At 67.8% G+C, this 14,236-nt stretch carries 13 protein-coding genes; 6 read left to right on the top strand and 7 right to left on the bottom strand.

Annotated features, from left to right (window positions below; translation table 11 throughout):
• Positions 1 to 477: 477 nt before the first annotated feature.
• Positions 478 to 1,671: an MFS transporter gene (locus ACM0PK_RS14945; protein WP_072167484.1), complete on the bottom strand. Its 1,194-nt coding sequence runs from the start codon at positions 1,669 to 1,671 to the stop codon at positions 478 to 480.
• Between the two features lie 93 nt (positions 1,672 to 1,764).
• On the opposite strand from ACM0PK_RS14945, the gene ACM0PK_RS14950 reads away from it, so the two are divergent.
• The gene (locus ACM0PK_RS14950; RefSeq protein WP_005417015.1) at positions 1,765 to 2,694 is read left to right on the top strand and encodes a LysR family transcriptional regulator; all 930 of its coding nucleotides are present in this window, start codon (positions 1,765 to 1,767) and stop codon (positions 2,692 to 2,694) included.
• A gap of 88 nt (positions 2,695 to 2,782) precedes the next feature.
• Here ACM0PK_RS14950 and ACM0PK_RS14955 read toward each other — a convergent pair whose 3' ends face one another.
• Complete coding sequence (locus ACM0PK_RS14955; protein ID WP_414607680.1) at positions 2,783 to 4,240, bottom strand: amidohydrolase family protein; 1,458 nt, start codon at positions 4,238 to 4,240, stop codon at positions 2,783 to 2,785.
• 54 nt (positions 4,241 to 4,294) lie between these two features.
• Positions 4,295 to 4,996, bottom strand: coding sequence for an ankyrin repeat domain-containing protein (locus ACM0PK_RS14960; RefSeq protein ID WP_414607679.1), 702 nt, complete (start codon positions 4,994 to 4,996; stop codon positions 4,295 to 4,297).
• 115 nt (positions 4,997 to 5,111) lie between these two features.
• Between ACM0PK_RS14960 and ACM0PK_RS14965 the strand changes: the two genes are divergently transcribed.
• Both ACM0PK_RS14965 and ACM0PK_RS14970 read left to right on the top strand, forming a co-directional pair.
• Positions 5,112 to 5,993: a LysR substrate-binding domain-containing protein gene (locus ACM0PK_RS14965; RefSeq protein WP_005417024.1), complete on the top strand. Its 882-nt coding sequence runs from the start codon at positions 5,112 to 5,114 to the stop codon at positions 5,991 to 5,993.
• A gap of 131 nt (positions 5,994 to 6,124) precedes the next feature.
• Positions 6,125 to 6,562 (top strand): DUF3806 domain-containing protein, encoded by a 438-nt coding sequence (locus ACM0PK_RS14970; RefSeq protein WP_005417026.1) that lies wholly within the window; start codon positions 6,125 to 6,127, stop codon positions 6,560 to 6,562.
• Positions 6,563 to 6,610: 48 nt separating this feature from the next.
• Here the strand turns inward: ACM0PK_RS14970 and ACM0PK_RS14975 are convergent, their stop codons facing one another.
• Positions 6,611 to 7,771 carry an amidohydrolase family protein gene (locus ACM0PK_RS14975; RefSeq protein ID WP_414607678.1) on the bottom strand — a complete coding sequence of 387 codons (1,161 nt, stop codon included), beginning with the start codon at positions 7,769 to 7,771 and terminating at the stop codon, positions 6,611 to 6,613.
• Between the two features lie 183 nt (positions 7,772 to 7,954).
• Between ACM0PK_RS14975 and ACM0PK_RS14980 the strand changes: the two genes are divergently transcribed.
• Positions 7,955 to 8,599, top strand: coding sequence for a hypothetical protein (locus ACM0PK_RS14980; protein WP_072167478.1), 645 nt, complete (start codon positions 7,955 to 7,957; stop codon positions 8,597 to 8,599).
• Positions 8,600 to 8,678: 79 nt separating this feature from the next.
• On the opposite strand, the gene ACM0PK_RS14985 is transcribed toward ACM0PK_RS14980, so the two are convergent.
• Positions 8,679 to 11,405 carry a TonB-dependent receptor plug domain-containing protein gene (locus ACM0PK_RS14985; protein WP_414607677.1) on the bottom strand — a complete coding sequence of 909 codons (2,727 nt, stop codon included), beginning with the start codon at positions 11,403 to 11,405 and terminating at the stop codon, positions 8,679 to 8,681.
• Between the two features lie 218 nt (positions 11,406 to 11,623).
• On the opposite strand from ACM0PK_RS14985, the gene ACM0PK_RS14990 reads away from it, so the two are divergent.
• Complete coding sequence (locus tag ACM0PK_RS14990) at positions 11,624 to 12,223, top strand: GNAT family N-acetyltransferase (RefSeq protein WP_072167476.1); 600 nt, start codon at positions 11,624 to 11,626, stop codon at positions 12,221 to 12,223.
• Here the strand turns inward: ACM0PK_RS14990 and ACM0PK_RS14995 are convergent.
• A complete protein-coding gene (locus ACM0PK_RS14995; protein WP_088497342.1) occupies positions 12,220 to 12,999 on the bottom strand; it encodes a CDP-diacylglycerol diphosphatase in 780 nt (259 codons plus the stop codon). The two genes, ACM0PK_RS14990 and ACM0PK_RS14995, sit on opposite strands and share 4 nt — an antisense overlap.
• Before the next feature lie 68 nt (positions 13,000 to 13,067).
• Positions 13,068 to 13,727, bottom strand: a complete 660-nt coding sequence (locus ACM0PK_RS15000) for a decarboxylase (RefSeq protein WP_414607676.1) — start codon at positions 13,725 to 13,727, stop codon at positions 13,068 to 13,070.
• A 170-nt stretch (positions 13,728 to 13,897) separates the two neighbouring features.
• Here ACM0PK_RS15000 and ACM0PK_RS15005 point away from each other — a divergent pair, with 170 nt between their 5' ends.
• Positions 13,898 to 14,194 carry an I78 family peptidase inhibitor gene (locus ACM0PK_RS15005; protein WP_414607675.1) on the top strand — a complete coding sequence of 99 codons (297 nt, stop codon included), beginning with the start codon at positions 13,898 to 13,900 and terminating at the stop codon, positions 14,192 to 14,194.
• Positions 14,195 to 14,236 lie beyond the last annotated feature (42 nt).

Here is a 14,236-nt window from a genome sequence, read left to right on the forward strand (position 1 = left end):
GTCGGAGTGCGGGGACGCTGCAAGTACGTCCCTGTAAGCTTGGCAGCCGCATCCATGCGGCTGACACCCCGCACTCCGACACCGCCCCACCTCTGACAGATTCCGATGGCGGTTGGTAGGTGTCGACCTTGGTCGACACTTCTGTCAGATATCGAAATCAATCAGGGGTCAGATCCGTTTTCCTCCGGAAAACGGATCTGACCCCAAGAGCCATTCCAACAGAAGGCGGGGTGGGTCCGGTTGCGGGGGCGTGAGCGCCATGGATGGCGCGACCGAGCCCCCATGGGTGAGGGCGCTTCGCTTGCGAAGCATTGCTTCGCAAGCGCCCGAACGCCCAGCCGCCAGCGGCTGGGCCGGACTGGGGATTCACGGCGTCCCCCGCAACCGGACCCACCCCGCCTCCCTACAGGAACCCCGCTGTTGCTGTTGCTGTTGCCTCCAGCAGGTGCAGGGCTGCAAGCCCTGCCGAACAACCCCCTACTTCAAACGCAGTGCCAGGCTGCCCCCCGCACACACCACCGCCAGCCAGGCCACGCCGTGCCACCCCCACTGCGCCAGCGCCAGGCTGCCCAGCGCACCGCCGGCGGCCATGCCGATGAACATGCCGGTGAACAACAGCGCATTGAGCCGGCTGCGTGCCGGCGGCACCAGGCCGTAGACCAGGGTCTGGTGCGCCACCAGCGCCGACTGGAAGCCGAAGTCGAACAGCAGCGCACTCACCACCAGCAACGGCAGCAGCGCGGCGGCCGGCAACCAGCCTTCGGCCAGCAGCAGGCCGAAGCCCAGCAGCGCCACCGCAATCGCCAGCCGTGCCACCGCATGGCACCCCAGTCGATCAGCGAAACGGCCGGCAAACGGCGCGGCCAATGCACCGGCCGCACCCGCAATACCAAACGCACCCGCCGCCGCACTGCCCAGCCCCAGGCGGGCATGCAGCATCAGCGCCAGGGTCGACCAGAACGCACTGAAGCCGACCGCCAGCAGCGACTGGCTGGCCACTGCACGTCGCAGCTGCGGCTGCTCACGCCACAACGCCAGCAATGAGCCCAGCAACGCCGGATAGCGCAGCGTGCTGGTCGGCGCGAAACGCGGCAGTGCACGCGCCATCACCGCGCCCATCGCCGCCACCGATACCGCCGCCAGCACGAACTGCGTGCGCCAACCCCACGCTTCAGCCACCACACCACTGACCACCCGCGACAACAGGATGCCGAGCAGCAGGCCGGTCATCACCCGGCCGACGATCTGGCCGCGCTGCGCATCCGGTGCCAGCACCGCAGCGGCGGGAACGATGTCCTGCGCCAGCGTTGCCATCAGCCCGACCAGCAGGCTGGCCATCAACAGGCCCGGCAGGTGCCCGGCCATCGCGGCGGCGCCCAGTGCCAGCGCCAGCAGCGCGGACTTCAACAGGATCAGATGGCGGCGGTCGAAGCGATCGCCCAGCGGTGCCAGCAGCAGGATGCCCAGTGCGTAGCCGAGCTGGGTCAGGGTTGGCACCAGGCCGGCGGCGCGCTCACCGGCGCCAAGGTCCTGCGCGATCAGGCCCAGCATGGGCTGGCTGTAATACAGCGACGCGACCGAGAAGCCGGCACCGGCCGCCATTGCCAGCACCAATGGGGCGGAAGGCACGGTCGCCGGTGCGGCCGCAACAGACAGCGAGGGGGTAGACATGGGGGAGCCCCGTAGAGGAAGTGGGCGTATCCTGCCTGTATTCGCCAAACGTCTGTAGTAGGCTCTGGCACATATACTTCATACGCCACACGCATGAATGACCTCGCCACCGGCGCTGATCGCCTGGATCTGCTGCGCACCTTCCTGCGCATCGTCGATGCCGGCAGCCTGTCTGCTGCGGCCCTGCAGCTGGGCACCACCCAGCCGACGGTCAGCCGACGCCTGCAGGCACTGGAGCGGCAGCTCGGCCTGCGCCTGCTGCAGCGCTCCACCCATGGCCTGCAACTGACCGAGGACGGCCTGCGCTGCCAGCGTCATGCGCAGCGCGTGGTCGACGAATGGGAGTCGCTGCAGGCCGAACTGAACGGCGAACCGGAAACGCTGCGCGGACGCCTGCGGGTGATGGTGCCGCACGCCTTTGGCCAGGCGCAGCTGCTGCCGACCATGCTCGCATTCCTCGCCCAGCACCCGCAGCTGAGCCTGGAGTGGATCCTGGAAGATCGGCGCCCGGATTTCATCGCCGAAGGTATCGACTGCGCGGTCCGGGTGGGCCCAGTCGACGAACCGCGCATGGTGGCACTGCCGCTCGCGGAAGTGCCGCGCATCGTCGTGGCAGCGCCCTCGCTGGTGGACGCCACGGCGGTCAGCACGCCGGAACAGGCACAGTCACTGCCGTGGATCTCGCTGGTCACCTACTACCGCGAACGCCTGCTGCTGCATGACGCGCAGGGACGCGCGCATACCCTTTCGATCAGCCCGCGCCTGCTCAGCGACAACCTGTTCGTGGTACAGCAGGCTGCACGCGCCGGGCTGGGCGCAGCGGTGGTCTCGGCCTGGCTGGTGGCCGACGACCTCGCACAAGGACGGCTGGTGCAGCTGCTGCCGGACTGGCAGGCGCCGGCACTGCCGGTCCACGTCGTGTTTCCTGCCGCGCGCCAGCAGCCGCCACGGCTGCGCGCCTTCATCGATGCGATGAAGGCCGCGTTGCCGCAGCTGCACGGAATGCGGCCGGCACCGCGCTAGGTCACCGGCCGCATCATCCACGCATGGCGTGGATCTACTGAGGGTACGGTAGATCCACGCCATGCGTGGATTCCGTCCAACCCCGCAATCAGTCAGCTTTCGCCGCCTCTGCATTCCACGCCGCGACCTTGGCCTTGGTGTCGGCCAGCATCTTGTCCAGCGCGGCGCGGTCATACACGTTGCCGCGCAGGATCACGCTGTCGATCTTCTCGGTGGCGGCGATGTCCTGCAGCGGGTTGGCGGTCAGCAGCACCAGGTCGGCGGCCTTGCCCTGCGCGACACCACCGTAGCGGTCCATCTGGCCGAACCAGGCCGGGCCGGAACGGGTTGCGGCCGACAGCGCCTGCGGCGCGCTCAGACCCTCCTTCACGAACAGCTGCAGTTCCTGGTGCAGGGCGATGCCCGGGAAGTTGAACGAGTTGAGGAAGCCCGCATCGGTGCCGGCAATGATCGTCACGCCCGCCTCCTGCAGCAACGGCAGCACGGCCGCCACCTGGTGGTACTGCGCGTGGCGCGCCTCGATCTGTGCCGGCGTCGCCTTCGCGGCTCGGTCCACGCGCCACTGGTAGGTCGCGCGCAGGCCCGGGCCGATGTAGGCCAGGTACGGATCGTTGGCGTGGTCATCCTGGTCCAGGAAATCGAGGATACGGCCACCGTTGAGGGTCGGGGTCACGAATACGCCGCGCTTGGCGAAATCACGGTAGGCGTGCATCGCGGTGTCACGGTCGAAGCTGGCGTCGAGGCGGCGATTGGCTTCCGCGCGGTCGATGCGGCCGGCGCCGAAGTCGGCGGCGATCTTCGCTTCGTCCTTGCTGCCGGCCTTGAATGCGTAGTCCAGGTGCTCGATCGAGGCCAGGCCGGCATCGACCGCCTGCTCCACCGTCAGCGCCATCGGAATGTGGCCCGAGGCCTTGAAGCCGGCCTTGCGCGCGGCGCTGGCCGAATACAGGAACAGATCCGGCTTCAGCGTGCTGTCGGTGATCTTCACGAAATCGACCTTATCGTGCTGCAGTCGGGTGATCGCCTTGTCGACGTCGGCCTCGCTACCCACTTCGATCGTGCCCTTCCAGACCGGCTTGATGCCTTCGATCTTCGCGCCCGAGCTGAGCAGGCGCGGGCCGAACAGTGTGCCCCTGGCGATCTCGCCACGCCACTGCAGCACCTGCTCGGGCAGATCGCCGGAACAGTCACGCACGGTGGTGATGCCGTGCGCGATGTACAGCGGCAGCAGCGCCTTGTTCTCTTCGATCAGCGCCGGGCCGCCACCGAAGTGCACATGCATGTCCCACAGGCCCGGGATCAGGTATTTGCCCTTGGCATCGATCTGGCGGGCCGCGCTCCACTGGCCGCGCAGCTGCGCGTCCGGGCCCACCGCGACGATGTCCTCGCCGCGGATCACCACGCTCTGCCCGGCCCGCGTGCTGGCGTGCTCGACGTCGACCACGATGGCATTGCGGATCAGCAGGTCGGCGCGCTCGGCAGCAGATGCCGACAGCGGCGTCACCGCAAGAAGGATGGCAAGGGACAACGGGCGGGAACGGAACATGATGGACAGCATCCTGGTAGGCACGGCCAGCGTGCGGGTGGAAGGAGTAGCGGTTCAGCGCGCCGCGCCGTGCTGGCGCAGCAGGGTTTCAATGCCGGCATAGCCACGCTGGCGCGCGTGCGCCAGTGGCGTTACGCCATCGCCGTCGGCCAGCTCCGGGTCGGCACCGGCCTCCAGCAACAGCTGCACGATCTGCACATGGCGTTCACCACCGTCGCCAAGCAGGATCGCTTCCAGCAGCGCGGTCCAGTGCAGGCGGTTGACGTGGTCCACCGCCACACCTGCACGCAGCAGCATGCGCACGGTGGTGACGTGGCCGCGCTCGGCGGCCGGAATCAACGCAGTGCCCCCATAGCGGTTGGTGCTGCGCAGATCGGCGCCGTGCGCCAGGGTCATCGCCAGGATCTCATCCAGGCCGCGCGCGCCGGCATACAGGTAGGCACTGTCCTGCAGCGCATCCTTGGCATTGACGTCCGCCCCGGCCTCGATCAGTTCGCGCGCGGCATCCACGTTGTTGCCCTGCGTGGCCAGCAGCAGCGCCGTGCGGCCCTGGCCATCGCGCGCCTCCAGATCAGCACCTTCGGCCAGTGCGCCGCGCACCGCCTCGGCATCGCCGCGGCTGGCGGCATCACGCAGGCGCGCGTCTGCGTCAGCTCTGGAGCTGGCAGTGCAGGCAGGGGTGACCATGGCCAGCAGGCACAACAGCAGCGCGCGCGTGAACGGTGCAGGCCAGCCAGCAGGGCAATGGAAGCGCATCACGGTGTCTCCTTTTCTCCATCGCCGCAGGGCGATGGTCGCAGGGGCCGCGCATTGCCGGCCCCTGCCCCGCATGGTAGAAGTCGGCCTGGGTATCCAGAAGTGAAATGTTCAAATGCAAGACAGTGCCAAATCGAATAGAACCCTGTTCGAACTGGACCTGCTGCGGGCGCTGGTGATGGTGGCCGACTGCGGCAGCTTCACCACGGCGGCCACGCGCCTGCATTCGACGCAGTCCACGGTCAGCCAGAAGGTACGGCGGCTGGAGGAACTGGCCGGGCATCGCCTGCTCGAGCGCGGCCACCGCGATGTACACCCCACCGACGCCGGCCACACCCTGCTCGGCTATGCGCGGCGCATGCTCGACCTGAACGAGGAAATGGCACAGGCGCTGGCCGGCGCGACGGTGGAAACCGCGGTCCGCATCGGCGTACCCGAAGACTTCGTCAACCCGCAGACCACCCGCATGCTGGCCGCCTTCAGCCGCCGCCACCCGCAGGTGAAGCTGGAGATCAGCAGCGGCCTGAGCCGTGACCTGGCCCAGGGCTTCGACCACGGCGAGCTGGACCTGGTGCTGGTCAAGCAACGCCGCAACAGCCGCCAGGCGGTGCATTGCCGGCACGAGCCGATGCACTGGATCGACAGCCTGCGCAGCAGCTGCCTGCAGCAGGACCCGCTGCCGCTGGTCACCTTCCCGCCGCGAGGGCTGTACCGCGACGAGATGATCCACGCCGTGGAAGCGCTGGGCCTGCGCTGGCGCATTGCCTTCACCAGTTCGTCGCTGAGTGGCATCCAGGGCGCGGTGGCTGATGGCATCGGCGTCAGCCTGCTGCCGCGCCGCGCGGTCACGCGCGAGCACCGCATCATCGATGGCGAGCGCGGGCTGCCGGTGATCGACAACTACGAAATCGGTCTGCTGCATCGTGCCGATGCCGATGATGCGGTGCGGGCACTGGCCAGCGAGCTGTGGCGGCAGGTACAGCGCGAACCGGACTGACCACGGTAGATCCACGCCACGCGTGGATGCCTTTCGCGCATTGATCATCGATATCTGATCAATCTTGCCGCGCGGCGGGAATCATCGCCTCGTACAGTGCCCCCTGCTTCCGTGCTCCACGGCGCCTCGCCATGTCCGACCAACCCCCGACCCGATTCGATCCCCTGCCTGCAGCCCTGCAGACGCACCTGCAGCACCAGCGTGCACGGATCGCCTCACGCGTGGCCGCCAGCTTCCCGACGTTGCCGGTGCAATGGCCGCTGGCCGCCAGCACATTGCAGCGCGTGGTCGATGCCGAACTGATCGATCGTGACGACTGCGGCGGCTGGGAAGCGCTGGGCGTGGCGTTCGGTGACATTCTGGCCCAGCGCGTGCCGGGCCTGGCCTGGATGCAGGTCACCGATGCCTGGGGCATCGATGCGGTGCTGCGCTATGCCGACAGCAGCCTGCAGATCGGCGCCAGCACCCTGCTGCTCAAGCGCGTGGAGCAGGGCGAGGTCATCGACATCGCCCATCTGCTGGCGTGGCTGGAAGAATTCGTCGCTACCCGCGCCGACGATTACGCCTGAAAACCGCCGGGCATGGCTCGGTGCTACAGAGGTTGGCGCGGCCTGGATCTACAGCCAGCGGCCGTCCACCACCACGCGTCGCTCCACCGGCACTGCGGCCACGGCCGCCGGACCGTGATCGGCGCGCACCGCCACGAAGGTGGCCGGCAGGCCTTCGGCAATGCCGTGCTGCGGCAGCCCGATCACCTGTGCAGCATGGGTTGTGACCATGTCCAGCGCCAGCATCAGGTCGGCATCGGTGTAGAAGCCCGAGCGGTAGCCCAGCAGCGTCGCCCGCTGCAGCAGATCGCCGTTGCCGTACGGCCACCAGCAGTCACGGATGTTGTCATTGCCAGCGAACACGCGCACGACGGCATCATGCAGCGCACGCAGCGGCGGGAACGGATGATCCCCCGGCGCGTTGCTCATGATCGCTACGCCCGCCGTCGCCAGCGCCTCGCCCACCTGCAACGCGCGCGCCAGCGGCACTTCGCCCAGCGAGTAGGCATGACTGACCGCCACCCGCCCCTGCAGGCCAGCGGCCCGGGTCCGCGCGGCAATGCGCAGCAACTGGGCCAGTCCGGTTTCGCCGGGCTCGTGCAGGTGGATGTCCAGGCGCACGCCATAGCGCTCGGCCAGGCCGAACAGCAGTGCCAGCTGGCCTTCGGCATCGCCATCCAGCGTGGTCGGGTCGATGCCTCCCAGCACCTCCACGCCCGCTGCAAGGGCCTGCTCAAGCACGGCGGCGGTACCCGGACAGGACATCACCCCGGCCTGCGGGAACGCTACCAGCTGGATGCGCATGAGGCCGGCACAGCGGAGCGAGGCCTCGCGTACCGCCTCGAGATGACGCAGGCCCGTGCTGCCGTCGATGTCGACGTGGCAGCGCATGGCCACCGTGCCGAAGCTGCTGCACTGGCGGATCAATGCCTCGGCACGGTCCACCATCGGCGCGGCACCCGCTACCGCGGCCTTCTCCACCGCCAGCCGCTCACGCAGGCTGTTCACCGGCTGATGCGGGTGCCAGCGGTCGCCGACAAAACTCTTGTCCAGATGGATGTGGCCGTCGACCAGCCCGGGCAGGACCGCGAAGCCCTGCAGGTCGACGCATTCCGCCCCGTCGGCCGGCGAGGCCTCGCCATTGAGGCCACTGATGCGGCCGTCACGGATATGGAAATGCAGTGGCGCGCCGTAGCGGTCTACACCGCCACGGACGAACTGAAGCGTCATCGGAAACTCCCGGAAAGCCTAGTCATGACGCCATCCTGCGCGCCCGCGCTGCCATCGGCCAACGAAATATCTGGATGCCACATATTCACCAATCCGATGAACGCGGTTGCGACGGAGCTCGCAGCCACGCCGTGCACACGCCTGAACGGGTACCATAGGCACCTGTTTCCGCTGTGATGCCGCATGGGCCCGTCCGACCGCCACGATCGCCTCCGCCGCTGGCAGGCCGCGTCCCTGCTCGCTGCTGCCCCGATGGCCAGCCTGTCCGCCGCCGATACGGCCGCCACCGCGCCGCTGCAGGCGCCGCCGGGCCAACAGCGCATCGCATCGGCTGCCCTCGTCGAGCGGTTGCACCAGCGTGTGCTGTCCGGGCAGAGCGCCACCGCCACCCTGGAACACTGGTGCGCCGAACACGGCCTGGCCGAACAGGCGCGGGTGCGCGCGGTGCGTGTGCATGGCCAGGACAAGCCTGCCCCTGCCGATGTGCTGCAGGCGCTGGGTGCGACGCAGCCTGGCACCGCGCTGCGCTACCGCCGGGTACAGCTGGTCTGTGGCAGCCGCGTGCTGTCCGAGGCCGACAACTGGTACCTGCCGGACCATCTCAGCCCGGCCATGAACCAGGTGCTGGACAGCACCGACGAACCCTTTGGCCGCGTGGTCGGCCCGCTCGGTTTCCAGCGCCAGACCCTGGCTGACCAGACGTTCTGGCCACCGCGTGGCGAAGGCGACGACGGCGTGGTCCTGGAAGTGCGCGCGCTGCTACGCGATCGCCAGCAGCAGCCCTTCAGCTACGTCATCGAGTCGTACCTGCAACAGGCCCTGCCCTAGCCGACCGGCGCGCGCCATGACCGCGGTGTCTAGACAGCAGAAGGCCCGGCATTGCCGGGCCTTCTGTCTGCCCGCCCGATCAGCGGAACCGGTAGTCCAGCTGCAGCCAGTACTGGCGGCCATACGGGTCGTAGTTGCCGACCGGGTAGAACGGCCAGCCGCCCCCGTTCCTGTCCGCCGGCGGGCGGCTGTCACGCAGGTTGTTGACGATCACGCCCACCGACAGGTTCTCGCCGAACTGGCGGAACACGCTGGCGTTGTAGGTCATGTACGGCGCGATGCGGCCACTGCCATCGGTCTTCGGCAGTGAACCGAAACGATTGCCGTACAGCGTGGTGGTCCAGTCGCCCTGGTTCCAGGTGATGCTGCCATTGGCCTTGCTGCGCCACTGGTAGTCATCCAGTGAATTGCGGATGTCACGCTCCGGATCATCGGAGAACTGCCGGTATTTATGCTCCAGCACCACGGTATAGGCCAGGCGCGTGGTGAAGCGGCCATAGCGGCCGGCGTCGAAGCGCCAGTTGCCTTTCAGGTCCAGGCCGCGCACCGACTCGGAGGCCGCGTTGATCGGATTGATCAGCACGCGGGTTACCTGGTCCGGCTGCACCGTGGCATTGGACGGGTTGCGGATCACCCGCGACAGCGCGTCCTGGCACAGCGGTGAACTGATATCGCGCGCTTCGCCACCCAACGTGCGTCCCAGGCGGCAATCGGCTTCATCACGAAGAATACGGCTGGTGTCGAGGCTGGTGACCTCATTGTCGATGCGGATGTCGTAGTAGTCAGCACTGAAGTCCAGCCCGGACAGCGGCAACCAGACCACGCCGAACCCATAGGATTTGGCGGTTTCCGGCTGCAGCTGTGCGTTGGCACGGTTGCTGTAGTCGATCGACAGGCCGTTGTAGTCGCAGTTGTCGTACGACTGGCCTGCAGTACGGCAGCGCCAGTAATCGGTCATGCCCGGGTTGTAGCCGCGGGTCTCGGTGGCAAACACGTAGTTCATGTCCGGCGCACGGAAGCTGGTCGCAGCAGAGCCGCGGATCAACAGGCTCTCGATCGGGCGGAACTCGACGCCGAAGCTCCAGGTCGCCTTGCCGATGTGCTCGCCGCCTGCGCGGTACTGGTCGTAGCGGCCGGCCAGCGTGGTGGTCAGCGATTGCAGCAACGGCAACTGCAGTTCAACGCCGGCCGCATAGCGATCACGATCACCGCCGGCACCGATACCGGCGCTGGTGTTCCAGAACTCGCCGGTGCCCAGGCGCGGGTCCGGGCGGTTGCGGTAGCCCTGGCTGCCGGCCTCGACCACCGCCGCCAGCGCAGCATCGCCGCCCGGCAGTGCGAACAGGCGGCCATTGACGCTGGCGCTGAAGGTCTGCAGCCACGCCGCGTTGCGACTTTCCTGATAGTCGGACAGGCCCTCGTACTCGTTCGGAGTCAAAGGCTTGAACAGGCGCACCGGGTCCGGCGCATAGACCTCCACGCCATTGCGCACGCCCAGCTTCGGGCCCAGCAGGTACTCGTTGATGCCGGCCAGCAGCACCGGGCGACGGGTGCGGTTCTCGTAGCGCGAACGGCTGTAGACCGCCTCGTAGTCCCAGCCGCTGTCGCCGATCTGGCCGCGCGCGCCCAGGTTGAACGACCACGAGTTCTCCAGGAACCGATTGGCATTGCGCGGCAGGCCACCGATTTCCTCCGGCGCGAAGCGGCGGTACCAGCTCTCCAGGTTCCCGCTGTTCTGGTTGTAGAAGTAGTTGCGTGACGACGTCCAGGTCGGCGCACGCGTGTTGTTGTAGATGCGCGCGCTGCCCACGGCGACATCGGCGAACAGGTCGGTGGTGTCGTTGACGTGGAAGGTCAACAGGCCATAGCCATTGAGGTTGCGCTTCTGGGTCTGCACGGTCCAGTAGCTGGCGGCGGCCTCGTTGCTGCCGCAGTACCAGCCCTGGCGCGGGTTGTTGGCACGGAACACGCTGCCGCCATAAATGCCCGACGCTGCGTCGCAGCCGCTCACGCCCGGATCGATGTTGCGGCCGGTGGCAGCATTGCGGCGATAGGCGATCGCGGTCGCCTGCGGCGCCTTGCCGGCCGGATCATCGTCCAGTGAATCCATGAAGTCGCGTTGGCGCGCGTGGATCGCCTTGCGCACGTCGAACTCGAAGCCGAACAGCGCATCCCAACGCTCGCCGGAACTGCCACCGACCACCTGCGCCCGCTGGTTGTCACCCCCGCCCTGCTGGGTGCCGCCGGCGCGCACGTTCACGTCCACGCCTTCAAAGCGGTCCTTGAGGATAATGTTGACCACGCCGGCGATGGCATCGGAGCCATACACCGCCGACGCACCCGCGGCGAGCACCTCGATGCGCTCGATCAGGGCGCTGGGAATGTTGGCGAGGTTGACCACGTTCACCGAGCCCTCGTAGGCCAGCGGGTAGTCGGCCTGGCGGCGGCCGTTGACCAGCACCAGCGTGCGGTTCGGACCCAGTCCACGCAGGTTGATGGTGTTGGCGGCCGGTGTGAACGTATTGCCGAAGTCCTCGCCCTGCACGTTGCCGGTGTTCTCGGTCAGCGCGCTCAGCGCGTCGAAGGCATTGCGGTAGCCCTGCGCATCGATCTGCTCGCGGCTGATCACCGTCACCGGCGAGGGCCCCTCGACACTGGCACGGGGAATGCGCGAGCCGGTGACCTTCACTTCCTGCAATGTGGTGGGTGCGCTTTCCTGCGCGAAGGCCGGCAGCGAGACCAGCATCAGGGACGACAGCGCGAGCACCAGCGGACGCGGGCGCAACGCCTTGTGGGAGGCGGACATGGGCTTCCTGGGGGAGTGGGCGGGTGGTACGGGGGAGCCGTGGCCTGTGCGGCACATAACGATCCCGTAACGAAAGTGTCCTGAATGGGTGGTTTCAACGGAAATGACCAGCCCTGATGGGCTTATGCCTGAACCGAATCAGACCCCCGGCTCCGCTCACCGCATTTTTGCAATGTTTTGAATGGTGCAGGGAGGCGGGCACGGCCATCGTGCCGGGGATGATGATCCCGTATCCCACCTCGCTTCTCCCCCCGTTGCGGCCGGTGCTGCGCCGTCACCTGCTGCAGCTGCAGGCCGCACCGGTCACCCTGCGCCCGTTCCAGCGTACCGACCTGCCGCGCTGGCGCCTGTTCGATGATCGCCGCCGGCGCGGCCGACGCCATCCGGCGGGTATCGACGAGGAAGCCCGCTTCCTGGCCCACATGCACCGCTCGCGGCTGGAGCAGGACAACGATCAGCTGATGCTGGGGGTATTCGATGACGAGCACGGCACCGTGCTGGACCAGTTGCATGTCCGCCTGCAGTGCTTGCATACGCGCTGCGCCGAGCTGCTGTCGCTGCAGCATTGGCACCCGCACGCGGATGCAGCGCTGCGGGCGCTGTGCCCGTTCCTTTTCGAGGATGTGGGCGTGCACCGCCTGTTCGTGATGCTGCCACCGGACTGCAGCAGCCCGTTCGCCACTGCACTGCACGCCTTCGGCTTCGAACAGGAAGGGCTGCTGCGCGACCACCACCTGGATCTGGACGGTTGGCAGGATCGCCAGCTGCTGGCACTGACCGCGCCGGTCTGGCGCAGCCGCCAGCACCCCGAGAGTTAGCGGACCCGCTCCAGCGATGCACCTGCGCCGGTCAGCACTGCGCAGGCGTGGTCCTGCAGCTCTTCAGCGCTGGCCTCGTTGCCGGTGCCGGGGTCCACACGGGTGGCCAGCAGGATGAAACCCGGGCCACCCTGCACCGGATCCCGTCCCGCCACCACCAGGCTCCACTGGCCCACGTCGTCCACGCCGGCGAGGTCATAGGCCAGCAGATTGAGCGGATTGGCGGTCAGTTCCGCGCCCGGCAACAGGCGGGCCTGGTACTGATGACCGCGCAGCGGCACCGGCAACGGTGACCACTGGCTGCCCAGGGCAGCGGCATGCACGTCCAACGCCTGCAACACGTCGCCACGCAGGCAATCCACGTGGATATGCAGCTGGTGCTGCGAACGGCCGTGCGGCGAGTTCAATGCCAGGCTCGCGACGTTGCGCGGCAGCGGTTGCCGCAAGGCTTGTTCGGTGTGGCTGCGCGCCTGCCAGGCCGCAGCGAAGTAGTTCGGCGCCCCACGCTGGTAAAGACCGCGGTTCTCGATGCCACTTACCTTGTCCAGCGGCATCAGCAGAAACTGGTAGTCACCGTGTGCATCCTTGACCAGCACGTCACGGCGGCCGGCTGCCGTCTCCACCCGCAGGCAGCTGCCGCGCGGGCCGTCAGCTGCCTGGCAGTCACGCTCGATCAGACGCCACAGCGCATCGGAATGGACGGGCGGCAGAGGCGGCGCGCTCGCACAGGCGGACAACAGCAGCAGGGGCGACAGCAGCAACGGGCGCAGGGACACGGCGGCGACTCACGGAACAGGCACGGCAGGCGGCGCCGCGCTGCATTCTAGCCAGTGCGGTGCTGCAATCAGTAGGTGCCGAACGGCACTTCAACCACGATCGGAGCCACACCCTCGCCCGCCTGCAGGGTGTAGCGGTCCAGTGCGCCATCATCTTCGGCGTGCGGCTGGCGCTGGAAATGCAGGGGATAGCGCTCATCCCCCAGGCGCACGGCACTGCCATCGGCCTCCAGCGCGGCACCTTCGGGAATCAGCAGCCCACCCAGGTCGCTGTAGGCCCCCGGCACATCGGTGAAACCATAGTCAGCCAGTTCATCCACGCGCTGCATCGCATAGACATGCGGCAGGTAGGGGCGTGCCGGGCTGCGGCCATTGCTGAGGTCGGTCACCCAGGCCTGTGGCAGGTGGTATTGCTCGCGCAGTGCGGCCACGCCCAGCGACGGGCTGGCCACCTGCAGGCAGCACACCGCGCGCTTGCCCTCACGATCGACAATGGCGAATCGATCGCCACGAGTGGCGGCCTGCGGCAGCATCGCGAACGCCAGGTTGCGCTGAGCGGGTGCATAGCCTGCCTCGGTCTGCAGGTTGCGCCAGGCACCGAACACCGGCGCTTCCGCAACGGCGTCCGGCGCCGGCTCGATGGCAGAGGCGGCAAACGCCACGCCCAGCACCGACACTGCCAGTACCCTTCTCGCCCTGCGCTTGTCGCGCAAACTGCCTGCCGTCATAGCGTATCCAACACCTGCACCGGAATGGCCCGGCCTGCCCGCTGGCGCGCTGCCAGCCATCCCTGCCACTATGCAATGACCACGCTGTGCCGGCAATGACCGGAGTGCTGACGCCTTTCGCGCGACGGGTGCTATCGTTCCGCCCATCTTCCCTGCGCAGGAGCGCTCGCATGTCCGCCTTCCGTCTGTCCCTGCTACTGCCTGCGTCGGCCCTGCTGCTGTCGGCCTGCGTCAGCACCCCTGGCCCGCAGGTCAAGGGTACCGGGCACTGCGATGCCAGCCAGCTGGGCTGGGCGATCGGCCAGCCGGCCAACGAACCCAACATCCGCCGCCTGTCCCGCGAGAGCGGCGCCGGGCTGGTCAACCCGATCGGCCCCAGCACCATCACCACCAAGGACATCCGCCAGGACCGCCTGCGCGTGTTCGTGGACAAGGACAACATCATCACCGCTACCCGCTGCGAGTAAGCGCCGCCTCAGTTTTCGTAGAGCCGAGCCCACGCTCGGCTA

The organism is Stenotrophomonas sp. FR010 (assembly GCF_047520755.2).
GTDB lineage: Bacteria > Pseudomonadota > Gammaproteobacteria > Xanthomonadales > Xanthomonadaceae > Stenotrophomonas > Stenotrophomonas sepilia.

Coding starts and splice junctions, on each gene's coding strand:
- ACM0PK_RS14945 (WP_072167484.1), bottom strand. CDS start 1,671: ATGTCTACCCCCTCGCTGTCTGTTGCGGCCGCACCGGCGACCGTGCCT.
- ACM0PK_RS14950 (WP_005417015.1), top strand. CDS start 1,765: ATGAATGACCTCGCCACCGGCGCTGATCGCCTGGATCTGCTGCGCACC.
- ACM0PK_RS14955 (WP_414607680.1), bottom strand. CDS start 4,240: ATGTTCCGTTCCCGCCCGTTGTCCCTTGCCATCCTTCTTGCGGTGACG.
- ACM0PK_RS14960 (WP_414607679.1), bottom strand. CDS start 4,996: ATGCGCTTCCATTGCCCTGCTGGCTGGCCTGCACCGTTCACGCGCGCG.
- ACM0PK_RS14965 (WP_005417024.1), top strand. CDS start 5,112: ATGCAAGACAGTGCCAAATCGAATAGAACCCTGTTCGAACTGGACCTG.
- ACM0PK_RS14970 (WP_005417026.1), top strand. CDS start 6,125: ATGTCCGACCAACCCCCGACCCGATTCGATCCCCTGCCTGCAGCCCTG.
- ACM0PK_RS14975 (WP_414607678.1), bottom strand. CDS start 7,771: ATGACGCTTCAGTTCGTCCGTGGCGGTGTAGACCGCTACGGCGCGCCA.
- ACM0PK_RS14980 (WP_072167478.1), top strand. CDS start 7,955: ATGGGCCCGTCCGACCGCCACGATCGCCTCCGCCGCTGGCAGGCCGCG.
- ACM0PK_RS14985 (WP_414607677.1), bottom strand. CDS start 11,405: ATGTCCGCCTCCCACAAGGCGTTGCGCCCGCGTCCGCTGGTGCTCGCG.
- ACM0PK_RS14990 (WP_072167476.1), top strand. CDS start 11,624: ATGATGATCCCGTATCCCACCTCGCTTCTCCCCCCGTTGCGGCCGGTG.
- ACM0PK_RS15000 (WP_414607676.1), bottom strand. CDS start 13,727: ATGACGGCAGGCAGTTTGCGCGACAAGCGCAGGGCGAGAAGGGTACTG.
- ACM0PK_RS15005 (WP_414607675.1), top strand. CDS start 13,898: ATGTCCGCCTTCCGTCTGTCCCTGCTACTGCCTGCGTCGGCCCTGCTG.